This is a genomic window from Wolbachia endosymbiont of Ceratosolen solmsi (genome assembly GCF_017869155.1).
In the GTDB taxonomy this organism is placed as follows: Bacteria; Pseudomonadota; Alphaproteobacteria; order Rickettsiales; family Anaplasmataceae; genus Wolbachia; species Wolbachia pipientis.
Genome location: NZ_CP054598.1, coordinates 398,268 through 419,915, shown reverse-complemented (window position 1 = coordinate 419,915; position 21,648 = coordinate 398,268). Strand labels below are relative to the sequence as shown.

The following is a 21,648-nucleotide window of genomic DNA, read 5'->3' as shown; positions in this document are numbered from 1 at the left end:
AAAACTTACTTGACAAACTCCGCCAGCCCCCTTATCATGGTNTATTCCCAATAAAAGTTTGTTATATGGTTATGCAAGAAGTTTAATACTCATAGTTTCAAGCATATACTGAAATATCTCATTAGCAATTGCAACATCTTGGCGTGGGGCTTTGCCGTGTTCTATAAACACAGAGATTGCATAGCGCGGGTTATGGTAAGGGCCATAGGCGATAAATAACTTATGACTTTCGCCCTTAGAGTTTATTTCTGGTGTACCGGTTTTGCCAGCAATTTGTATACCGCTTAGCCCTTTCTTATAGGTTCCAGTTCTAGAATTCACCACATCAAACATAGCTTTTCGAACTATGCTAAGATGCTCACAATCCACATCAATATCGGGAAAATCTTGTATCGTTTTACTCATCTCAATGTGGGGAATTACCTCTTTTCCTGTTGCAATCCTCGCTGCAAGAACTGCAAGCTGTAGTGGTGTTGTAAGCATATACCCTTGTCCTATAACTAAGTTGATAGTGTCACCTAAATACCACTGCGAATATAGCTTTCGTGTACGCCAATCTCTATCTGGCAACAACCCTGGAGCTTCTTCTTTAAACGTTCCAATCAGTGGCACACTTCCAATACCAAATTTTCTGGCCATTTCTACTAGAGAGTCTACACTTATTTTTTTCCCTATATTATAAAAGTAAGTGTTGCATGATAATGCCATTGCCTCATTTAAAGATACATACCCATGGACTTTGCTTTTCAGACAACGAAATTTCCGCTCACCTATTTTCATATAGCCCTTGCACGAGAATTTCTCTTCTGGTGTTATTATCCCGTCTTTTAAACCCGCAAGCGCAACTATTACTTTAAATATTGAACCAGGTGGAATTTGATATGATAACGCACGATTCACAAGCGGTAATGAAGGAGCATTCAAGTTTTCCCAAGTCTCATTTGATAGCCTGCTAGCAAAAAGATTATTATCGTAAGAAGGTGAATTATATAATGCTAAAATTTCTCCATTATTTACATCAATTACCACTGCGGATCCTTGGTGATCTTTAAATACCTCTGCGGTTTTCTCTTGCAGATTAATCTCAATTGTCAGTTGTACATCTTGTCCGTCTTGTTGTGGTATGCTTGATAATTCTTTTATGACGCGTTTTTTAGAATTTATTTCCTGCTCAGATTTTCCTGACTTGCCTTTCAATATATGATCATATGTATATTCAATACCGCTGATTCCTACTTCGCTTATGCCTTGCTGTCTTTTTGTATATCCGATTACATGAGAACACATTGAACCAAACGGGTAATAACGTTTATAAAGAGCAGTTATTTTTTCTGACGATTTTGCTATTTTAGACTCGACTTCTGATAATGTCTGCAAATCAACTTCCTTACCAGAACCATCAAACAAAACAACATACGAAATTTTGTTTACCGCAAGTTCAATGCTATTCCTATCTAAAATTTTGCCCCGATTAGGCATAATAGTAGCAACTCTTATTCTATTACTATTAGATAGTGCTTCGTACTTTTGTCTGTTTCGTATTTGTAAATTATATAACCTGCAACTAAAAACCGCAGAAATGGTAAGCTGAATACCACCTAATATGAATGCTCTGCGGTTAAAGACTTTGTTTTTTGTCCACATAACATTCCTTCAAAACACACTTTTTTCCCCTCTTTTATTGTTACACTTCTGGCTTTTACCGTATTACAAACCCTTTTTTCCCACTCACTTAAGGTCACAAACTTATAATCTGATTTTTTTAGTATTTTAATAATATGAGGTAAAGCTTCAATTGTGTTTGACCTGTTATTGTGATCATGAAACAGTATAACTGCTCCATTATGTACATTACTTAAAACTCTTTCAACTAAAGTTTCTGGCTTATCACCTTGCCAATCTAGCGAATCAACTGTCCATAATATTGAATACATATTTAATTGATCAGTATTTTCAATCAGATTATCGTCATAACATCCATATGGCGGACGAAACCATTTTACATCTTGTTTTATTGCATTTTTAATTGCTGTATTTGTCTTTTCCAATTCTTGCAATTGTTCCTCACTTGAAAGTGATGTCAACTTCCTATGCGACCAAGAGTGATTGCCTAACTCATGACCTGATTCATGAATTTTCTTTACTATTTCAGACGTTTTTTCATTTATACGTTCACCAAGCACAAAAAATGTTGCTTTTGCTTCATAGCTTTCCAGAACATTAATAATATCGTTTATTCTATTGTTGGAAGGTCCATCATCAAACGTAAGCGCAACAAACTTATCGTCGTTATTCAATAATTTTTTTATATTACTTAAATTTCTATATGATAGATCTAGATTACAACTGAGCCCACAGTATGGTAAATTAAAATTACAATCACTACAAAAAGCCGTACTTGAATATAGTAAGAAAAAAGTGATTATCCTTATAAACATTTGTAATCAGCAAAGTGATAGAATACTACACTTTTTTGCTAAGTTAAGCCATCTTTAATTGCTGTAGCCTTTACTTCATCGCTTCTTTAATATATTATATTAACAATTTTATATAATATATTATGATTGCAAATATAAATACCGTTGCGCTTCAGGGAATTAGCACAGTAAATGTCAATGCACAAATTCATATGGCAAATGGTATTCCAGCTTTTAATATTGTTGGCTTGCCGGATAAAACTGTTGCAGAATCCAGAGAGCGCATCAGAGCAGCGTTAAATTCAATCAATCTACTACTACCTCCAAAAAGAATTACAGTTAATCTCTCCCCTGCGGATTTGCTGAAAGAAGGCAGTCATTATGACTTGGCTATTGCTATTGGACTACTTGTTGTAATGAATGTGATACCAGTTGAAAAAGTTCAGTCTTATATAATCATGGGTGAACTGGCTCTTGATAGCAGAGTTATTCCAGTTTCAGGTGTGCTGCCAACAGCAATTAATGCAAAAAGGACAATAAAGGAGTAATTTGCCCGAGAGGAAATGGTGTAGAAGCTGTATGGGTGAAGAATGTTTCAATTCTGGCTATAGAGAAATTAACTGATATTATCAGACACTTTAAGGGTGAGCAATTAATTCAGCCAGTAATTTTTAATTATAGTGATGCACCCAAAGAAAAAAGATTGGTTCCCGATATGAAGGATATCAAAGGCCAAGTTGTTGCAAAAAGAGCAGCTGAAATTGCAGCAGCAGGTGGGCATAATATGCTTCTTGTTGGCCCTCCTGGTACTGGAAAATCAATGCTTGCTAAGCGCTTTATAGGATTGCTGCCTGATTTAACCGAACAGGAGATAATTGATGTTAATATTATTTCCAGCATAACAAAAACTGGTAATGAAATATTCAAAGTAACTCGTCCCTTTCGTGAACCTCATCATTCATGCTCTATGCCAGCGATGATAGGGAGAGGAAAGAATGCAAAACCTGGAGAAATTACCATGGCTCACAATGGCGTGTTATTCCTTGATGAGTTGCCAGAATTTCCAAGACTTGTGCTTGATTCTCTGCGCCAACCACTTGAAGATAGAAAAGTTACCGTTGCAAGGGCAAATGCTCACATAACCTACCCTGCAAATTTTCAACTGATTGCTGCAATGAACCCTTGCAGGTGCGGTTATTTAGGTGATGCAAGCAGATCGTGCAACAAAGCTCCAAAGTGTGGCACAGATTACAAAAACAAAATATCAGGCCCATTGCTTGATAGAATAGACATATGCATTGAAATGCCAAACGTTAGCATACTCTCTCCTGAAATCTCTGTGGAGGGAGAAAGTACTAAAATCATAAGAGAAAGAGTGATAGCAGCAAGAAAAGTTCAAACTGAGCGCTATAGTGAATTAAATATTCGTTGCAATTCAGAAGTAAGCGGTGAAGCATTTAATAAATTTACTGAACCAGATCAGGCAGGGTTAGAATTGCTAAAATACGTACTGAAAGAAAATTACATTTCCAATCGAGGCTACACACGCGTATTAAAAGTTGCAAGAACTATTGCAGATCTTGCAAAAAGTGAAGAAGTAAAAAGAGCACACATTGCTGAAGCGCTCAATTACAGAATAAAGGTATATTAAAAAATTAGTTTACTTGACAGGCAATTTTTTTTACTATATGCTTCCTTAATGAAATTTTAACATTCTATTTAAGGAGTAGAGTTATGGCATTAACAAATTATGAGTATAGAAAAGGGGATGGCATTTTTCATGCTATTTCAGAAGGATATATACGAGCTGAAAAATACTGGGGAATTCCTGGTGCTGCTGGTGGAGCTGGTCAGTACGCTATGCATAATAAATGGAGAACAGCATTATTTCCGCTTGCAGTTGCAAGTGTTGTCTTTACAGCAATGCATATGAAAGCAGGCTTTGTTAGTGCAGCAGAAGCTTCTGGGTTTCTTGCTAAGACTGCCAGTTACTTTGTTGGAACAAATCAAGCAATAGCTGCTTCATTACCTGGATTTATCGGAACAGGTGTTGCTGGTCAGATAGTTGCGGGTGCCATAATGGCAATTGCTGCAGCTGCTGTTCTTTATGGAACATATCAAATTGCCTCAAAATTAAAAGATGTTGCGGTTGAAGCATTGAAAGGGGAAGAGAAAGATAAGGAAGCTAATAATCTTTAACAAAATAAAAAGGGATAGGTTTCTGTCCCTTTTTATAAACGTTTTCTATTTTTTGCATCGGTTAAGTGATGTCATCTAAGAATCTAGTTATTATAATTAACGGCACTTATTAGTATAAATGTTAAGAATAAGTAAATCCCGTTTACTGTTTACGCCTATAGAAGTGAAAAGTATTTGCATATTATTAAAAAAGCGGTAACTTATTATCAAGTGAATTCGCTAAATTTGAGTAATTTAAATGTCTATTGATCTTAGTCTGCCGGAGTTACCTATATTGCACCCAAGGATTACCGTTGTGGGAGTGGGTGGTGCTGGTGGAAATGCTGTGAATAACATGATCCAATCTAATTTGCAAGGAGTGAATTTTGTTGTCGCAAATACCGATGCTCAAGCACTAGAAAAGTCGTTATGTGATAAAAAAATTCAGCTTGGCATTAATTTAACTAAGGGGCTTGGTGCTGGTGCTTTGCCTGATGTTGGCAAAGGTGCAGCAGAAGAGTCAATTGATGAGATTATGGAGCATATAAAAGATAGTCATATGCTTTTCATCACAGCAGGAATGGGCGGTGGTACTGGAACCGGTGCAGCACCGGTAATTGCAAAAGCAGCCAGAGAAGCAAGAGCCGCAGTTAAGGATAGAGCGCCAAAAGAAAAAAAGATATTGACTGTTGGAGTTGTAACTAAACCGTTCGGTTTTGAAGGTGTGCGCCGTATGCGCATTGCAGAGCTTGGACTTGAAGAACTGCAAAAATACGTGGATACACTTATTGTCATTCCAAATCAGAATTTATTTAGAATTGCAAATGAAAAAACTACATTTTCTGATGCATTTAAACTTGCTGATAATGTTCTGCACATTGGCATCAGAGGAGTAACTGACTTGATGGTCATGCCAGGGCTTATCAATCTTGACTTCGCTGATATAGAAACAGTAATGAGCGAGATGGGCAAAGCGATGATCGGCACCGGAGAGGCAGAAGGAGAAGATAGAGCAATTAGTGCTGCAGAGGCTGCAATATCTAATCCATTGCTTGATAATGTATCAATGAAAGGTGCGCAAGGAATATTAATTAACATTACTGGTGGCGGAGATATGACTCTGTTTGAAGTTGATGCTGCAGCTAATAGAGTGCGTGAAGAAGTAGATGAAAATGCAAATATAATATTTGGTGCTACTTTTGATCAAGCGATGGAGGGAAGAGTTAGAGTTTCTGTTCTTGCAACTGGCATTGATGGTCGCAATAATAAATCAGAAACTTCACCTATAAGTCAGAGCGAAGACTCAGAGAAAGAGAAATTTAAGTGGCCATATAGTCAAAGTGAAAGTACACAAGACAAAACACTGGAAACAAAACCAGCTGAACAGGTAAGCGAAGGAGCTAAGTGGGGCAGCAATATCTATGATATACCAGCTTACTTAAGAAGAAAAAAATAATGCAATTTTGGCTACTTAAGTCAGAGCCAAGTGAATACTCATGGCAAAAAATGGAAAAGGAGCAGGTAGTTGAGTGGGATGGTGTGCGCAATTATCAAGCTCAAAACTACATGAAAATTATGAAAGCAAGCGATCTTGCGTTTTTTTATCATACAGGTAAAGAGAAAGCAATACTTGGAATCGTTGAAGTATTTAAAGAGTATTATCATGTTAATGATCCCAAGTTCGGATTAGTGAATGTAAAGTTTTTGAAACCTTTAAATAACCAAGTAACGTTAAATAATATAAAACAAAACCCACTTTTGAAAAATATGACTATATTAAAACAACCACGTTTATCAATTGCCCCAGTTTCGGAAATTGAATGGAATGAAATAATAAGGATGAGTGATGTGTAATACCTGTCATTTCAGTTCCTAAATGATGTCATCTCAGCACACAACGCACAGCTGTATGAATATTTGTCTCGAAGGCAGTGCATTAAACGTTATAGCCGATTTTGCATCAAACACAAAGGTGTCATTCCAGTGCTTGACACTGGAATCCAGCCTTAATGCAACCACATTAAAGCCGTTGTGTTTTAATATAAGATTAGCTACTTTTATATTCACTAACTTGATGTCTAATCAAAATTCCTGGATCCCAGTGCCTAGACACTGGGATGACATCCTTCTAGTGTACAATATTCGTACAGTTGTGTACATGACACAAGGGTCTATAACTCTTCTTTTTTGGATTCCAGTGTCAGCTATTTGCATGACACCCTTACTGATGTGTCACTCATGTTAGAAGTAAATATTCTTGACAAGAAATGGTGCAGCATTATAGAAAATCCTAAAAATTTTGTATTAGGTGTCATCAATGCTTCTCTAAAAGAATTAAAAATAGACCACTATAAACCAAATATATCAATAGCTCTGGCTGATGATGACTTGCTACATCAACTTAATTTAAAATTTAGAGAAATGGATAAGCCAACTAACGTACTATCATTTCCGTATGAACAATTGTCTAATGAGTGCGATTTAGGAGACATAGCAATTTCAATAGACACAATAAAAAGAGAATCGCATGAGTATTATATACCCATTCTTGCTCACATTGCACACATGTTAGTGCATGGATTACTGCATTTACTTGGTTATGATCACCAAAAAAAAGATGAAGAAATTATAATGAAAAATCTAGAAAGAGAGATTTTAGCTTCGCTTGGCTACAATATGTGTGCGATTTAAAAGGAATTTAATAAAAATATAGTAGATGATAATAAAATATGTTATCTACAAAGGGTTTTAGCTATAAACAATAAAAGGTAAGTGATATGGTTCAGTTTTCTTTGCCAAAGAATTCTAAAATTAATCAAAAGGGCAAAATTTATCCTATTCCTGCTAGAGCAAAAAACATCAGAAGATTTCAAATTTACCGTTGGTCTGCTGATGACGAGAAAAACCCTAGAATAGACACATTTTTTATTGATATGGATAGTTGTGGCCCTATGGTACTTGATGCATTAATAAAAATAAAGGATGAAATAGATTCGACTTTAACTTTCAGACGTTCTTGTAGAGAAGGCATATGTGGATCTTGTGCCATGAATATTGACGGAACCAATACTCTTGCATGTACTAGATCTATACATGATATAAAAGGTGACGTAAAAATATATCCATTACCTCACATGTATGTAATAAAGGACCTAGTCTCGGATTTGAGCCAATTTTATGAGCAATACAAATCAATTAAACCTTGGTTACAAGCAGATAAGCCTGCCCTACCAAATAAAGAATACTCTCAATCTTCTGAAGATAGAAAAAAATTAGATGGCTTGTCCGACTGTATATTATGTGCTTGCTGTTCGACTGGTTGCCCAAGCTACTGGTGGAATAGTGATAAATTTTTAGGACCAGCAATACTATTACAAGCTTACAGATGGATTGCTGACAGCCGTGATAATAAGACAGGTGAAAGACTTGATGTTTTAAACGACCCATTCAAGTTGTATCGTTGTCATACAATAATGAATTGCACAAAAACTTGTCCTAAAGGACTTAATCCAGCAAGAGCAATAGCGAAAGTAAAACAGCTCATGGTAGAGAGAGAAGGAGTTTAAGTATTATCTTTTGCATTCTTCGTAAGAGAACAGCAAACCTTCCGAAGCGTAGGGTATTGTTAATACCCTGAACGCTTTTCCGTTTGTGAAGTGCATCGTATCATCGTACGATTCAAATAATTTTTTGAACAACTCATGTCTTTGGTTACTAATAGTTTGAAAATCCTCTTTTTCTAAAAGCTTTTTAGATTCGAAGAGGTAAAGCATAACTTCGTGATAAGTTGGGTAAGATGCCAAAAATTTTGGGTCAAATTGAAAGGTTTTTATAAAAGCATTATTATAAAATTTTAGCTTTTGATTCTTACTATATATTACTATAGCAACCGGTAACCTCTCAAGCAAATTTTTCTGTGTAGCTAAATAACTGTTTAATTCAGTATATAATTTCTCTGCATCACTAACATCTTTCCCATACATTACTATGCTACCAGAACCTTGTATTGGAATTTTAACAAAATCGAAAACCTTAGGTTCGTTCTTATAAGTTATGACATGTCTTCCTGGTTTTGTGCTATGAGCGCTACCGGTAATAGCAAATTTCTTAGAACCATCTACATATTTATCATAAAACAAGTTATAAAATTCCACCTTTCTACTCTTGTTATATCTTAGTATTGGAAATGGTAAAGAGTTGAAAACGTTTTTATAGCTCTCCACTTCCTGTGTAAGCTTACTATTTTCTAACTCAAGTCCGTTAGCCTTTATCTTACAGTCTGAGACATTCCTTATCCATAACAGCACACCTATCACATTGTTAGAATCATCTATTATGCTTCTACCGTAACATATGCAATAAACCTCACTGTCTTTTGACTTTAAATCTAGAGTAAAAGATTTATTTATTTCCTTTGCCTCAACAAAATTTTTGATTAAGCTTTCTGATTGCTCAAAAAAATTCACAAACTCATTAAATGAGTAAAAAACAGTATTAAGCAAAATTAGTAAATTGGGAGAGAACTTTTCTATACGTTTTTTTGCATCCCAAATATAAAACCCATCATTCACAGTATCAATCAAATTATTTATGATAACATTTTGATGCTGTAAGTTCTTAATCTTATTACTAATTTTTAATTTAGAATAAGAGAGAAAGAATAATATTAGAATCAATATTAAAACCACTTCATACAAAAAAAACATAGCACTTTTAAAACAAATGTAAAAATTTGTAACCGCTCAGAATTATGCTGAAGAGGTATATAAGTAAAGATTGCCTAACATTTGAAAGCCCAATCTCTTATAAAGGTTCACAGAAGATTTCATACAATGTGCTACTATATATTTGCATTCAAGCTGTTTAGCTATCTTTATTCTTTCTAAAACCATTTGGGTACCTATTCCACGATTCCTGTAAATTGGTAAAACTCCATCACTATAAAAACCAGCTACGCTATCTTGAACATAAAGACCGCATGTCCCAATAATTTCATTATTTAGTGTTACAAGAAAAAATCTTAATCTTGAGTTCTTATCATCATAATTTGATAATCCGCGAAAAAATGTGCTGACAATTCCAACGCCATGATAAAAAATTTTAGAAGTGTGTAGATCTAACTGTTCTAAGAGGTTGCTACCATTCACAGCATTTAACCTCAAGTTTGGAATAACATCAGCAGGTAAAAAGTAATTTTTCATATTAAGTAAAGCTTTTTTTGGTGTGCTAACGTGTTTTATTTCACACTTTTCTAAAATATCTCTTATTTTCATATGTGAATTTATTACCCATGTTGCTTCTATATCTCTTGTTCTGAGATAATCTAGAGTTTTTTGTATAGAAAGCTCGGTACATTGATCTCCACAGAACACAAAATTAAATAATGACTCCCTGGTACCATTTATTGTAAATATGATGTTATCAAATTCATCGTGTACTTCCCACTCAGATAAATTCGCTGTGTACAGTATATAATCCTTTAGATTTTGAACAATTAAGCTTGAATAATAAATTTTTTTATCCTGCATACACCAACAATAAACAATAAAAGGCTCCTATAAGAACACAGGCTAAAATTGCAGCTATAACGTCATCTAGCATAATACCTAAAGGACCTTTGGTATTTTTATCGATTAAATTTATAGGCCACGTTTTTATTATATCAAAAAACCTAAAAGAAAAAAAGCACAACAACAATGAAGAATAATTCATCTCTTGGCTTAACAATATCGAAACTAAAAGTATCGTCAGCAATTGACCAACCACTTCGTCAATTACTACCTCTTTTGGATCACATGAAGTCTTGTAATGTTTTATATAATTACCTGTAGACCATAATCCAATTAAGAATAAAAAAGAAATAATTGCTGCACCTAAAATTTTGTTGCTCAGGATTACAGGAACAAGCGGAAAAGAAGCCAAACTACCCACAGTACCTGGCATTTTTTTTACTGTTCCAGACAGCCACCACGTTGATATTAATTTATATAAAAATTTCACAATATATCCAAATACAAAATTAACTTATAAGAACAGAAATAGTATCCTCTATAGAGGCGCTTTCATACAATAATCTATAGACCGCTTCACATATAGGCATTTTTATCTTTAGCTTTCCTGCTAAATTAAATATGGACTCAGCAGTGCTAAAACCTTCAATCACTGACTTGCCTTCTGACAAAATCTGCTGAACATTAAAGCCATTATCACTATTACCTATTTTAAACCCAAAAGATAAGTTTCTTGAATTCAAGGATGTGCATGTCATAATTAGGTCACCCAGACATGCTGGCCCAAGTAGTGTATTTATATCCACACTACCGTCACCAATTTTTGCTGAGTATAAAGCCTTAATTTCGCTCATACTTTTCGTAATCAATGCTGCATGAGCATTAAACCCAAGTTTACTACCTAAAACAATCCCACACGCTATAGCAAAAACGTTCTTTAACGCTGCACAAATCTGTACTCCTATAATGTCGTTACTAAACTCCAATTTAACATTTTCTTGTTGCAGCTCTGATACTAGCTTTGAACCTAATGTGTTATTTTGGCATGCAAGAACCATTGAATAGGGTAATTTTCTTGCAACTTCTACAGCAAAGCTAGGACCTGAAAAAATAGCAATAGGATTGTTAGGTAAAATTTCATTTACTATTTCACTAGGTAATTTTAATGTAGACTTTTCTATTCCCTTACAAGCTAAAATTATTGCTACATCTTTTTTCAGATTACAATTATGCAATTGCTGAAATACCTTCCTCAGAGACTGAGTGGGAACAGCGAGGATTGTTACTGAAGCATTAATTGTGTCTTCAATAGCCAATTTTACTGACACATTATCAGAAATTCGACAACCGGGTAGCTTGTCACTTTCTCTTTTCCCGTTGATTGATTCAAATGTAGTTTCATTGCGAGTCCACAAAATCACATCTTTCTTACTACCTAATGAAATTGCGATTGCTGTACCCCATGCACCAGCACCTAAAATTGATATTGCCACACAATATTCCTGAAAATATTACTTATACTTTAAAATAGTAGGATAAGTAAATTAAAAATATAACACAGACATATAGAATAGTTAAATATTTATTAACCGAAGTATTCTTTTAATAATAGTAACTTTAATTCAATATTTACTAAAAATATTATTACTATCATGGTATGTCTATTATATTTTAGATCTATTTATATAACTTTGGAACAATATATTTACTATTAATTAATAAGTGTAATTTTGATCATTTGTTAATAAAAATTTGATTTATTACTTTCCTTAGTTATATATATTACTAAAATTATAAATTATTTATGGGGTGTAAAATATGCGTATATTATTAATTGAAGATGATCAAGTAAGTGCAAAGACTGTGGTTAACGCCTTAACTTCTGATGGACATTTCTGTGACGTTGTTACTTCTGCACAAGATTATAACAATAATATGGTTTCCTCAAACGGAGATTACTATGACCTAGTTATTTTAGATATACACTTGCCTGGTGATATTGACGGATATGATATATTGCTAAGACTAAGAAGTGCAAAAATCAAAGTTCCTGTCTTAATACTTTCATGTATATCCGCTGTCAATCACAAAGCTAAAGGACTCGGGTATGGTGCCGATGATTACTTAACCAAACCATTTCATAAAAGTGAGTTATTAGCTCGAATTAAGGCCATAGTGCGTCGTACTAAAGGCCATCCTGAATCGGTGATAAAGATTGGTAATATAAATATCAATTTTGATCACAGGATTGTTGAGGTGAAAGGTAAAACGGTTCACCTTACTAATAAAGAGTATTCTATGATAGAATTGCTAGCACTGCGTAAAGGAACAGTATTAACAAAAGAAATGTTCTTAAATCATCTTTACAATGGCTTAGATGAACCTTCAGATAACAAGATAGTTGATGTTTTTATGTGCAAATTACGTAAGAAACTTGAAAGTGCAAATGATGGAAAAAGCCACATAGAAACCGTTTGGGGCAGAGGGTATGTTCTGAAAGAGTATATTGATGATGATGAATATTCTAATGTTAATGTAGGCGAAAGTAGTGATGGCTATCAAGCAGAACAAGTGAAGGACAACGCATGAAATGCCTACACATTTAAATATAGCATGGCTTATATCGCACGTATCATGTGAACGCCTAGGTGAAATATAAGCCGAGTTCTGTTTATGTAGCTATTTATCTGGAGTAAATGTTACCATTTACCGCATGCGATTTACCCGAGTAGATATGAGGAAAACATAAAATCTACTTCTATTTAATCTTGCTCCTAGTGTTGGTTACTCGACTACCAATGTTGCCATTGCCATGGTGTGCTCTTACCACACCTTTTCACCCTTACCTAAAAATATTTTAGGCGGTAATTTTCTGTAGCCCTATAACTGGAGTTACCTCCGGCGGGCATTACCCGTCACTATTTTTCCTTGGAGCCCGGACTTTCCTCTGCTATGTTTATCACACAACAGCAGCTACTTATTTCACCTAGGAATTATACTTTAACATGAAAATCACAAAAGCAAAAGACAATTTCCTAACAGTCTACATATTAAAAACATTTAGACAAATAGCTAAAGGTGATATTCCGGCACATCATCACTATCCCAAGATAAGCTTTTTTCACTTTTAGACTCCGCTTCAGTTAGTCAAGAGCCTGGTCCACCGCTTGAAGACGATGAGCTACTTCTTGATCGACTACTACTTTCTACTGATATACTATTTAGCACTGTTTCAGATTGATATATAGTTCGCATTCTGTTACCAGTGGTAAAAATTTCTTCATCGCTACTTGAAGATGATCGCCTTCTATAACCCAAATCAGTTAGTTCTAATACAGAAGCAGCATTACAACCCTTAACATATCTATATGCTATGAATCCTATAATTCCAACAATACCTATTGCTCCAACCAAAGATCCCCTATCATTCCTGCCTTATTAGACCCTATAGCAAGTTGAGTAGGTTGTGGTGAAGAAGTAGACTGAGGAAGTAAAGTCGTGGTGAATATAGGAGTTGTTGACTCTTTTGTTCTAGTACTTGGTATACTAAATACTGTTTGTGTAGTTTTCTCTGAGCTTGTTGTTGGCGCAGTTGGTTCCACTGTTACTGTGCTTGTTTGAGTCGTTGACTCTGTTGAAGGTTTACTCATCGTAGAAGTCGACGCACCAGTCGCTGCTGTAGGTTTTACAGTACTTGTCTCAGTCCCTGAAGTTACTATCGGCACACTAGTTGACGTTGTAGCAACCGTGGTCGCTTGTGAAGTAGTAGTTGTTTTTGCTACTGTGTCGTTGACTCCGTTGAAGGTTTACTTATTGTAGAAGTAGGTGCAACGGCTTCCGTTGTCAATTTAGTAGTCTTCACAGCGTCGGTTTCTGCTGTGCTAGTAATTGCAGCAGTCGGCGTTTTCTTAGAAGTCACAACCGTTTCTGCAACAGTTATAGGAGCCACGGTACTACTAGAAATAATATCTGGCGTTAATCGACCGTTAATGATATTAACAAAATCACTGAGAGTTTTGATGCTATTTGCCGGTATTATTGTTGCTTCAGAAGATTTTCCAGAGCCGTTTTGATTAAAAGTTACAATATTTTCTCCACTTACCGCAGTTACGATAAAACCACCCTGACCGTTGCCCTTAATATATAATTGCTCTATAGGATCTGTAAATTGATAGATAGGAAAATCTGACACTGATCCATTTTTAAGTAGAGTTGCTATATGTAACCTCTGCTCATTAGCTGATTGGTCATTTTCAAGAAAAGCAACTAGATCATTTCCTTCCGTTTGTTCAACATACTGCAAAAAGCTTATTTCATGTTCTCTAGAAAGAGATAGTGCTTTATTATCTATTTGACCTTTTCGATTACCAAGTAAAAAGCCATTAACTCCATCCTTCAGACCCTGAATCACTTTAGCCATATCAAATTTAAAAATACGTGTTTTTCTCACCTCTTGATTTTCCTTAGTAATCCTTTTGCTCACTTGCGAATAAAGCATCGTGTTTCCATTTAATGCCAATTGCCCCTGATTATCAAAATTGAACAATTTTCTTTCTGTAACACCTTTTTCTCCAGTCAATACCTTAAATTTTCCGCTCTCGCTTGACTTTAAGTACCAAGAAACTAAAGTTTGATCCTTTAAGTTATGGGCGATTACAATTACGTCACCATTACCAACTTTCACTGCTCTTGGTTGAAAGTAACTATTGCCCACATTTGCAAGACTATTATTATCAATATTCTTTTGTAATTTTCTTTTATCTAAATGTTCAACTGAAGGAGTATTAACTGATTGTTTAATTCCGTAAGTGTTAAAAGATAAGCCTTTAACGCATTTTTCTCCTTCTTCGCTAATTCCTTCTTCAGGAAAGATAACTCCAACTTTATCTATTTCAGCTGAATCTTCTATTAATGTGAGAGATAATTGATCTTTGAATTCATTTGCTACGCTGATATTTGTACCACATTCGTATGTTTTTGATTGATATAATGGACTAATAAGTAATTTTACTTTACTGCTCCCATTACCATTATCTTGATAGCTGAGTCCGTAAGCAACTCCATTCCCCTCAATTAATTCTAGTTTGTTGGATTAAAACCTATCGCTTCTTTAATTTCCGGTGTATTTGAGTTGATCCCGAGCAATCTTCTTAATATAGACATAATTTTATTTAAAATATTAATAAAATGCTATTATGATTACTCCTGTGTGTTAATGTCAATGAAAATTTTAACTAAAATTAAAAAATTAATATAATATTTTATACTAAAAGGTAAATATAAGCTTGAAGAGGGCTAAGAAGCTTTATGCTATTTCTCAAAAAACCAACAATTGCAATCATTGGTTCTACAGGTATAATCTGTTAAAGTTTACACGAGTCTCATGAATGATAGAAAAAGAAGAGCAGTTTAGTTTTACATCAGAAAACCTCAAGAAAGCGGGAAAGTTTATAGAGATGTATCCCAAAGGTAGAGAAGGTAGTGCTGTTATGCCTTTACTATATCTGGTTCAAGAGCAATGCGGATGGGTTTCTGAATCTGCTATGCGTTATGTTGCTGATATGCTGCATATTCCACATATTCGTGTATATGAAGTGGCAAATTTTTACACCATGTATAATTTAAAACCAGTAGGCAAATATCTAATACAAATTTGTAGAACAACTCCTTGCTGGTTGTGCAATAGTGAAGAAGTTTTAAATACCTTTAAAAAAAAACTTGGAATCAATATCGGTGAGACTACTAAAGATAATTTGTTCACTTTAAAAGAAGTTGAATGCCTAGGTGCATGCGTTAATGCTCCCGTTGTGCAGATCAATAATGACTTCTATGAAAATCTTACTCCTGAGAAAGTAGAAAACATCATAACAGAACTTTCAGGCAAATAGATGAAAGAAGAATTTTCATTCAAGAGAATCAAGCAATCAGGTTCTGCAAGAGTTGGAACAATTAAAACTCCAAATGGAAGCGTAGAAACCCCCGCTTTTATATTCTGCGCAACAAAAGCTGCAATTAAAGCTGCAGATATTGAAAGAATAAGTGAAGCTGGTACCCAAATCATACTTTCCAACACCTATCACCTAATGCTTCAACCAGGAGAGAATACTGTTGCAAAACTTGGTGGTTTGCGCAAGATGATAGGATGGAATGGGCCAATGCTAACTGACTCAGGTGGATATCAGATATTTAGCTTAGGCCACGGATCAGTTTCGGAAGAGATAAAAGGAATAAGAAAAAAACAAAAAACTTTGATCAAAATTAATGAGGATGGGGCAATTTTCCGTTCTTACATTAATGGTAAAATTTATTGCTTAACTCCTGAAAAATCTGTACAAATTCAACAGAAATTAGGTGCAGATTTAATCCTAGTTTTAGATGAATGCACTCCATTTCACGTAAGCAAAGAATACACAGCAAAATCAATGCTCATGAGCCACAGATGGGCTGAACGTTCTTTAAATGAATTTGAAAAAAACAATAATGGCAAGCAGGCACTGTATGGAATTAGTCAAGGCGGAATATATCACGATCTGCGTAGAGAAAGTTGTGATTTTATCAACAATTTACCATTTTTCGGTCAAGCAATAGGTGGATCACTTGGTCAAAGTAAAGAGCAGATGTACGATGTAGTTTCTTTCACTATGGACCACTTGAAAAAAGACAGGCCTACTCATTTGCTTGGTATTGGTGGAATTGTGGACATCTTTCGCGGAGTTAGTCTTGGAATTGATACGTTTGATTGCGTGCATCCAACCCGTTTAGCAAGGCATGGTGGTGCGCTGATTAAAGTAAAAAATAGAGATTCTATTTCTTCAAAGTGCAAAGAGCATATCAATTTGCGAAATCAACAATTCGAGCTGGACGATAACCCAATTGAAAGTGACTGTTTATGTTTTACCTGCAGAAAACATTCAAGAGCTTATATACACCATTTACTGAAAGCTAAAGAGCTCCTGGCTTACACGCTCGTTACCATTCATAATATTTTCTTTATGAATAAGTTAATGACATCAATAAGGCAGGCAATATTAGATGATAGGCTAGATCAGGAGAAAAATAATTGGATTAGTGAAATACCATTGCACTTTGATTTGGCCTCTCTTTAAGTCTTTTCTTCATTAGACTTCTTGCATAACCATATAACGAACTTTTATTGGAAATAGAAACGAAAAAACTTACTTGACAAACTCCGCCAGCCCCCTTATCATGGTACTGAAGCTATTTATTTATCTTCGCAATCTGTGCAGGTTAATGACAAAAAACTTAGGGTATTTGGCGTCTCATGTTTAATTTTTCGCACTACGTGCATCGCATGTCCTTAAAAATTTCTGGGTTTTTACCTATATAAGCCGAAACGCGCTTACAAAGCGTTTAAGACAGCAAAAAACGTCAAATTGACAAGGGAGAATTTGAATACTAGCTACCCTAGGGTTTCTTTGCCTTTTTTCCTGCTTGGTAAATTTCTTAAACACTTGCGGTGTAGGTTAGTTGCAAGTTAAAAGCAGCTAAATCGCTCTTAATCAAGCGTTTTAGAATAAAAAAAACGCCGATATTTTAGTACATAGTGAATAGCTAACCACCACGGGGCTTCTTTTGCCTTTTTTTCATTTGGTAAATTCCTTAATATTTATGGCTAAACGACAATCGTCATCCCAGCGGGATCTAGAGATACCGCGGCGGTATAGCTATACCTTTTTTCTACTTAGTTTGGGTTATGCAAGAAGTCTATTCTGTTAACTCTTCCTTTTATTATTTTTCCTTCAGAAGTGCTATAATAAATAATTAATCTATTAATGTTAGCCTTTGTCTTGAATTTGTAAATGTTAGAGATAAAGATATGAATATAAAAAATAATGTTCTATTAATATTTGACTTTGATAATACTATTACTAATGGGCACATGCACAATGCTCTTTCTAGGTTAAGCAAAAGTGACTTTAATTCTACTCAAAATAATGCAGCAACTGATAACGACATAAAAAATTTTCTAGAAAATACAGACGGAATAAAAAATAAAGATGGGTTAAAATCTGTACTGCAATCTGCACTTTCAAGTGGAATAGAAGTTAATATTGCATCATATACAAAATATCCGGATGCTGTAAAAGAGGTTGTAAAGGATCACTTGGGTTTATTTGAAGAACAAACAGGTAGCATTTCTGTATTTGGTGGGTTTCCAGGAGATTATGATAATCAGTTGCAAGAGTTAGATGTTAGAGAACAACAAAGTCAAGTCGGAAAGAATTTGCACATCTGTGAGGCAATTGTGAAGTATAAGAATAAACACGGTGAGTTGCCAAAAACTGTCATGCTAGTTGATGATGATGTAAAAAATATTCAAAAGATTAATGAGTTTGTTGCATCAATGAGCAAAAGAGGGGGATGGCTTAAAGAAAATGGGCTGAGTGTTGAAGATATAAACAATATTAAATTTGAAGGCATTCAAGTACCTAAAGAGGACAAAAATGTTGGTTATCTAGAAAGAGTACAGGAGTTTGTCAATGCTAACTTGGTACAAGAACCAATTTATGAAAATTTAAGGAAAGAAGAACCTATATACCAAAATCTTCAAGACACTCAGAGACAATCACCTGAAGAAAAGCCACCACAATTACCTCCTAAACTTAAGAATTTAAATGCAGTATCCCAGAATAATGAGGAGCCACCATCATTACCTACTAAAAAAAGGAAATCAAGTTATGGTGTGGTTGTTGATGATGAGAGTAAAAAACAAGATATTAAAGACATGTCATCATCCAAAGCACAACCAACACGCTCAAAACGTCATGCAATGATGCTTGACCCTCAGCAAATAGAATCTATACACCAGAATGCTGAAGAGCCACCACTAGGTAAAAAATACGCACATACTGAAACCATCTCCTTATTAGAGGCATTTGAGACAATCAGAGATTTTTTTCAAGATTGTGGTCAAAAAATAATAAATACTATTCATAGATTATTAAAGAAGGAAGTAATAACAGGAGTTAAAGAGCAAGGCTATGATGTGAATAGTGAAAAAGGTAAAAGTGAAATTACGATTTATGGTAATAAATCGATAGATATTGACAAAATAAAAACGGATTTTATTGATACCTCTCTAATTCGAATAATGGAATTGGGTGAGGAGAAAATCAAAGATCTTAACAATAATTATAAAGGTGATCAGCTAGGGCGAGAGATATCGAAATTATTGAACGCTGGTTCGCAAAAGGAAAATATAAACTCAAACTATAATGATGGGGAGCCTATATTTCAGACTCGTGAAGAAGCATGGAATTATCCTCAGCAAAAGAAAGACATAAACTCAAACTCTGTAAGAGGAAACTACAATAATGGAGAGCCTATATTTCAAACTCGTGAAGAAGCATGGAATTATCCTCAGCAAAAGAAAAATATAAACTTGAATCCTGCAAGCAGCACTACACCTCAAGGTCAAGTATCATCATCTCCTCCTAGAAGCAATATAAAAGAAGCGTGTAGTTCACAGCACACCGCTTCAATTGTAAAGTAGCCAAATTAATGTAATAGAATGCGCTAAGCTTTAAGCATAGAAACCACTTTATCGTAACTTGGTAATGATTCAATTTCTCCAATTGCAGCTAGAGTGGTTTTTTCATGCTGAGATAACAATTCTTCTGCTGCTTTTTTTACGTTAGCAGTGGTAACTGCACTAATTTTTTCTATTAATTCATTTTTACTGATGTACCTATTATAGTTACCGTAGTAGTGTCCCAATGTTTCAGCACGTGAGCTAACACTTTCGCGTGACATTAAAATTTGGGATTTTACTCGCTCTTTCACTCTATTTACTTCTTCTTCCTTCAGATCATCTGTAGACAACTTCTTCAACTCTGTCGTTATAGATTTTAAAAGCTTATCTAAGTTACTACTGTCTGTACCAGCAAAAATGGAAAACATTCCTGTATTAGTATAGCTGGAATTAAATGAATAAACAGAGTAAGCTAATCCCTGCTTTTCCCTTACTTCCTGGAATAAACGTGATGACATTCCGCTCCCTAATATAGAATCAAGCACTTGAAACGTGTGATATTTATCGTCATGGCGAGAAACACTAGGTAGACCAATTAGCAAGTGTACCTGATCTAATTTACGATGTTCTAAATACTCACCACCAGTACAGCTCGCATTTTGGCTTTTTTTCAGCTTTTTAGAATGAATCTTTGAGAGAAAATCTTTGGTTAATGCAACAACTTCTTCATGTTCAACATTTCCTGCAACGGCAAATAGCATATTCTCACCAAAGTAATGCTCATTTATGTAATTATCTAGATCTCCTCGAGTAAAAGATTTTACAGTATTTTGCGTGCCTAAGATTGACCTACCAAATGGTTGGTCTTTATAAGCTGCCTCAAAATATTTGTCGAAAATAATGTCACTTGGTGAATCATTAGTTTGAAAAATCTCTTGTATTACAACACCCTTCTCACGTTCCAATTCATCTTCTGGAAACGTGGAATTCATCAATATATCTATTAATATATCAATACCAGTTTTTATGTCTTTCTTGAGGACTTTTGCATAATAGGTGGTGCTTTCCCTACCAGTGCTGGCGTTGAAAACCCCACCTATGTCATCAAAAGCTTTTGCAATTTCAAAGGCAGTTCTTGTCTTCGTCCCTTTGAAAGCCATGTGTTCTAAAAAATGGGATATTCCATTTTGCTTTGCACTTTCTGCTCTACTGCCAACACCAACTCGTATGCTTAAAGCTACGGAATCAATATCACGCACCTGCTCAGTTATTATGCGCAGACCATTATCTAATTTTGTTACCCGTGGTATATTCATCTCATATATTCTTCTAAGTTCTCTTCTGCAAAATCCCAATTAATCAAATGATCAAGGAAAACTTTTATGTAGTCAATTCTACGGTTTTGACAATCTAAATAATAGGCGTGCTCCCACACATCCATAGTGAGTAGTGGCACTTGGCCATAAATTATTGGCAAATCTGCATTTGGAGTCTTGGTGATTTTGAGCTTTCCTAACCTACCTTTTTCGAGCACTAACCATACCCATCCACTGCCAAACTGGCTTACTCCATGACTCGAAAATTCTTCATAAAATTTATCAAAGCCACCGATATCGTCCTGAATTTTTTTTGCTAAAAGACTACTATCTTTAGGCTTACCACCACCATTTTTTTTCATTGAGTTCCAATAAAAAGTGTGGTTCCAAACTTGTGCTGCGTTATTAAATATAGGCAAGTTGCTGCTATTACCATGAACTTCTGTTATTAATCCCTCAATTTTCACATGCTGATAATCCGTATTTTCAACCAGCTCGTTGAGTTTATTTAAATACCCTTTATGATGCTTATCATAATGAAAGTCTAAAGTTTTTGCAGATATGTAAGGCTCTAAAGCTGTTTTATCATATGGTAATTCAGGTAAAGTAAAACTCATAAAAACCTCTTTATTTCTAACCTACTTGGATGGTAGGGCAATATATGCTTTTGTGCAACATATAATTAATAGCTAAAACATTTAGGTATCTATTGCATTATTCTAAATTATACTACA

The 21,648-nt window shown here is 34.9% G+C and carries 22 protein-coding genes, 1 other RNA gene and 1 pseudogene; 10 read left to right on the top strand and 14 right to left on the bottom strand.

Features of this window, described 5'->3' with window-relative positions; translation table 11 throughout:
• Window positions 1–69: 69 nt before the first annotated feature.
• Together HUB95_RS02120 and HUB95_RS02115 are read right to left on the bottom strand one after the other, a co-directional pair.
• Window positions 70–1,644, bottom strand: a complete 1,575-nt coding sequence (locus HUB95_RS02120; RefSeq protein ID WP_209452489.1) for a penicillin-binding transpeptidase domain-containing protein — start codon at window positions 1,642–1,644, stop codon at window positions 70–72.
• Window positions 1,599–2,438 (bottom strand): polysaccharide deacetylase family protein, encoded by an 840-nt coding sequence (locus HUB95_RS02115; RefSeq protein WP_015589168.1) that lies wholly within the window; start codon window positions 2,436–2,438, stop codon window positions 1,599–1,601. The genes HUB95_RS02120 and HUB95_RS02115 overlap by 46 nt, the downstream gene beginning before the upstream one ends.
• Window positions 2,439–2,560: 122 nt before the next feature.
• Here HUB95_RS02115 and HUB95_RS02110 point away from each other — a divergent pair.
• From HUB95_RS02110 to HUB95_RS02095, 4 genes and pseudogenes are all read left to right on the top strand, one after another.
• Window positions 2,561–4,068: pseudogene (locus tag HUB95_RS02110) on the top strand (YifB family Mg chelatase-like AAA ATPase).
• An 83-nt stretch (window positions 4,069–4,151) separates the two neighbouring features.
• Window positions 4,152–4,616: a hypothetical protein gene (locus HUB95_RS02105; protein ID WP_209452488.1), complete on the top strand. Its 465-nt coding sequence runs from the start codon at window positions 4,152–4,154 to the stop codon at window positions 4,614–4,616.
• Between the two features lie 238 nt (window positions 4,617–4,854).
• Window positions 4,855–6,051 (top strand): cell division protein FtsZ, encoded by a 1,197-nt coding sequence (ftsZ, locus tag HUB95_RS02100; protein ID WP_010962790.1) that lies wholly within the window; start codon window positions 4,855–4,857, stop codon window positions 6,049–6,051.
• Window positions 6,051–6,449 carry an EVE domain-containing protein gene (locus HUB95_RS02095; RefSeq protein WP_007549395.1) on the top strand — a complete coding sequence of 133 codons (399 nt, stop codon included), beginning with the start codon at window positions 6,051–6,053 and terminating at the stop codon, window positions 6,447–6,449. The genes ftsZ and HUB95_RS02095 overlap by 1 nt, the downstream gene beginning before the upstream one ends.
• Before the next feature lie 33 nt (window positions 6,450–6,482).
• Here the strand turns inward: HUB95_RS02095 and HUB95_RS06025 are convergent, their stop codons facing one another.
• Both HUB95_RS06025 and HUB95_RS06335 read right to left on the bottom strand, forming a co-directional pair.
• Window positions 6,483–6,662, bottom strand: a complete 180-nt coding sequence (locus HUB95_RS06025) for a hypothetical protein (RefSeq protein ID WP_022626337.1) — start codon at window positions 6,660–6,662, stop codon at window positions 6,483–6,485.
• A 15-nt stretch (window positions 6,663–6,677) separates the two neighbouring features.
• The gene (locus tag HUB95_RS06335) at window positions 6,678–6,809 is read right to left on the bottom strand and encodes a hypothetical protein (protein ID WP_255322244.1); all 132 of its coding nucleotides are present in this window, start codon (window positions 6,807–6,809) and stop codon (window positions 6,678–6,680) included.
• Between the two features lie 24 nt (window positions 6,810–6,833).
• On the opposite strand from HUB95_RS06335, the gene ybeY reads away from it, so the two are divergent.
• Complete coding sequence (gene ybeY / locus HUB95_RS02085; protein ID WP_010082473.1) at window positions 6,834–7,286, top strand: rRNA maturation RNase YbeY; 453 nt, start codon at window positions 6,834–6,836, stop codon at window positions 7,284–7,286.
• 86 nt (window positions 7,287–7,372) lie between these two features.
• Entirely contained in the window at window positions 7,373–8,161 is a 789-nt protein-coding gene (locus tag HUB95_RS02080; RefSeq protein ID WP_010082472.1) for a succinate dehydrogenase iron-sulfur subunit, read from the top strand.
• A gap of 3 nt (window positions 8,162–8,164) precedes the next feature.
• Here the strand turns inward: HUB95_RS02080 and HUB95_RS02075 are convergent, their stop codons facing one another.
• The 4 genes from HUB95_RS02075 to HUB95_RS02060 are packed head-to-tail and all read right to left on the bottom strand — an operon-like array spanning window position 8,165 to window position 11,598.
• Window positions 8,165–9,301, bottom strand: coding sequence for a hypothetical protein (locus HUB95_RS02075; protein WP_010962793.1), 1,137 nt, complete (start codon window positions 9,299–9,301; stop codon window positions 8,165–8,167).
• Between the two features lie 42 nt (window positions 9,302–9,343).
• Window positions 9,344–10,123, bottom strand: a complete 780-nt coding sequence (locus HUB95_RS02070) for a GNAT family N-acetyltransferase (protein WP_006280097.1) — start codon at window positions 10,121–10,123, stop codon at window positions 9,344–9,346.
• Entirely contained in the window at window positions 10,113–10,595 is a 483-nt protein-coding gene (locus HUB95_RS02065; RefSeq protein ID WP_141457025.1) for a phosphatidylglycerophosphatase A family protein, read from the bottom strand. The genes HUB95_RS02070 and HUB95_RS02065 overlap by 11 nt, the downstream gene beginning before the upstream one ends.
• Window positions 10,596–10,614: 19 nt before the next feature.
• The gene (locus tag HUB95_RS02060; RefSeq protein ID WP_209452487.1) at window positions 10,615–11,598 is read right to left on the bottom strand and encodes an NAD(P)H-dependent glycerol-3-phosphate dehydrogenase; all 984 of its coding nucleotides are present in this window, start codon (window positions 11,596–11,598) and stop codon (window positions 10,615–10,617) included.
• A gap of 325 nt (window positions 11,599–11,923) precedes the next feature.
• On the opposite strand from HUB95_RS02060, the gene HUB95_RS02055 reads away from it, so the two are divergent.
• On the top strand, window positions 11,924–12,694 hold the full coding sequence (locus tag HUB95_RS02055) for a response regulator transcription factor (protein WP_006280099.1): 771 nt from the start codon (window positions 11,924–11,926) through the stop codon (window positions 12,692–12,694).
• A gap of 51 nt (window positions 12,695–12,745) precedes the next feature.
• On the opposite strand, the gene rnpB is transcribed toward HUB95_RS02055, so the two are convergent.
• The 4 genes from rnpB to HUB95_RS06010 form a co-directional block, all read right to left on the bottom strand.
• Window positions 12,746–13,095: RNase P RNA component class A (gene rnpB, locus HUB95_RS02050), an RNA gene on the bottom strand.
• A 157-nt stretch (window positions 13,096–13,252) separates the two neighbouring features.
• Complete coding sequence (locus tag HUB95_RS06020) at window positions 13,253–13,519, bottom strand: hypothetical protein (protein ID WP_244662788.1); 267 nt, start codon at window positions 13,517–13,519, stop codon at window positions 13,253–13,255.
• Entirely contained in the window at window positions 13,504–13,755 is a 252-nt protein-coding gene (locus tag HUB95_RS06015) for a hypothetical protein (protein WP_244662787.1), read from the bottom strand. The genes HUB95_RS06020 and HUB95_RS06015 overlap by 16 nt, the downstream gene beginning before the upstream one ends.
• A gap of 128 nt (window positions 13,756–13,883) precedes the next feature.
• Window positions 13,884–14,819 carry a hypothetical protein gene (locus HUB95_RS06010; RefSeq protein ID WP_244662786.1) on the bottom strand — a complete coding sequence of 312 codons (936 nt, stop codon included), beginning with the start codon at window positions 14,817–14,819 and terminating at the stop codon, window positions 13,884–13,886.
• Window positions 14,820–15,492: 673 nt separating this feature from the next.
• On the opposite strand from HUB95_RS06010, the gene nuoE reads away from it, so the two are divergent.
• From nuoE to HUB95_RS02030, 3 genes are all read left to right on the top strand, one after another.
• Window positions 15,493–15,993, top strand: a complete 501-nt coding sequence (nuoE, locus tag HUB95_RS02040; protein ID WP_010962799.1) for an NADH-quinone oxidoreductase subunit NuoE — start codon at window positions 15,493–15,495, stop codon at window positions 15,991–15,993.
• Complete coding sequence (tgt, locus tag HUB95_RS02035; protein WP_209452486.1) at window positions 15,994–17,211, top strand: tRNA guanosine(34) transglycosylase Tgt; 1,218 nt, start codon at window positions 15,994–15,996, stop codon at window positions 17,209–17,211.
• 731 nt (window positions 17,212–17,942) lie between these two features.
• On the top strand, window positions 17,943–19,619 hold the full coding sequence (locus HUB95_RS02030) for a hypothetical protein (protein ID WP_244662785.1): 1,677 nt from the start codon (window positions 17,943–17,945) through the stop codon (window positions 19,617–19,619).
• A gap of 23 nt (window positions 19,620–19,642) precedes the next feature.
• Here the strand turns inward: HUB95_RS02030 and HUB95_RS02025 are convergent, their stop codons facing one another.
• Both HUB95_RS02025 and HUB95_RS02020 read right to left on the bottom strand, forming a co-directional pair.
• Window positions 19,643–20,914, bottom strand: coding sequence for a M16 family metallopeptidase (locus HUB95_RS02025; protein ID WP_010962800.1), 1,272 nt, complete (start codon window positions 20,912–20,914; stop codon window positions 19,643–19,645).
• Window positions 20,911–21,531, bottom strand: a complete 621-nt coding sequence (locus HUB95_RS02020) for a superoxide dismutase (RefSeq protein WP_197907379.1) — start codon at window positions 21,529–21,531, stop codon at window positions 20,911–20,913. The genes HUB95_RS02025 and HUB95_RS02020 overlap by 4 nt, the downstream gene beginning before the upstream one ends.
• Window positions 21,532–21,648: the final 117 nt, after the last annotated feature.

Bases quoted from the DNA above. Each gene is read 5' to 3' on its own strand.
- HUB95_RS02120 (WP_209452489.1), bottom strand. From the start codon at position 1,644: ATGTGGACAAAAAACAAAGTCTTTAACCGCAGAGCATTCATATTAGGT.
- HUB95_RS02115 (WP_015589168.1), bottom strand. From the start codon at position 2,438: ATGTTTATAAGGATAATCACTTTTTTCTTACTATATTCAAGTACGGCT.
- HUB95_RS02105 (WP_209452488.1), top strand. From the start codon at position 4,152: ATGGCATTAACAAATTATGAGTATAGAAAAGGGGATGGCATTTTTCAT.
- ftsZ (WP_010962790.1), top strand. From the start codon at position 4,855: ATGTCTATTGATCTTAGTCTGCCGGAGTTACCTATATTGCACCCAAGG.
- HUB95_RS02095 (WP_007549395.1), top strand. From the start codon at position 6,051: ATGCAATTTTGGCTACTTAAGTCAGAGCCAAGTGAATACTCATGGCAA.
- HUB95_RS06335 (WP_255322244.1), bottom strand. From the start codon at position 6,809: ATGCAAATAGCTGACACTGGAATCCAAAAAAGAAGAGTTATAGACCCT.
- ybeY (WP_010082473.1), top strand. From the start codon at position 6,834: ATGTTAGAAGTAAATATTCTTGACAAGAAATGGTGCAGCATTATAGAA.
- HUB95_RS02080 (WP_010082472.1), top strand. From the start codon at position 7,373: ATGGTTCAGTTTTCTTTGCCAAAGAATTCTAAAATTAATCAAAAGGGC.
- HUB95_RS02075 (WP_010962793.1), bottom strand. From the start codon at position 9,301: ATGTTTTTTTTGTATGAAGTGGTTTTAATATTGATTCTAATATTATTC.
- HUB95_RS02070 (WP_006280097.1), bottom strand. From the start codon at position 10,123: ATGCAGGATAAAAAAATTTATTATTCAAGCTTAATTGTTCAAAATCTA.
- HUB95_RS02055 (WP_006280099.1), top strand. From the start codon at position 11,924: ATGCGTATATTATTAATTGAAGATGATCAAGTAAGTGCAAAGACTGTG.
- HUB95_RS06015 (WP_244662787.1), bottom strand. From the start codon at position 13,755: ATGAGTAAACCTTCAACAGAGTCAACGACTCAAACAAGCACAGTAACA.
- nuoE (WP_010962799.1), top strand. From the start codon at position 15,493: ATGATAGAAAAAGAAGAGCAGTTTAGTTTTACATCAGAAAACCTCAAG.
- tgt (WP_209452486.1), top strand. From the start codon at position 15,994: ATGAAAGAAGAATTTTCATTCAAGAGAATCAAGCAATCAGGTTCTGCA.
- HUB95_RS02030 (WP_244662785.1), top strand. From the start codon at position 17,943: ATGAATATAAAAAATAATGTTCTATTAATATTTGACTTTGATAATACT.
- HUB95_RS02025 (WP_010962800.1), bottom strand. From the start codon at position 20,914: ATGAATATACCACGGGTAACAAAATTAGATAATGGTCTGCGCATAATA.
- HUB95_RS02020 (WP_197907379.1), bottom strand. From the start codon at position 21,531: ATGAGTTTTACTTTACCTGAATTACCATATGATAAAACAGCTTTAGAG.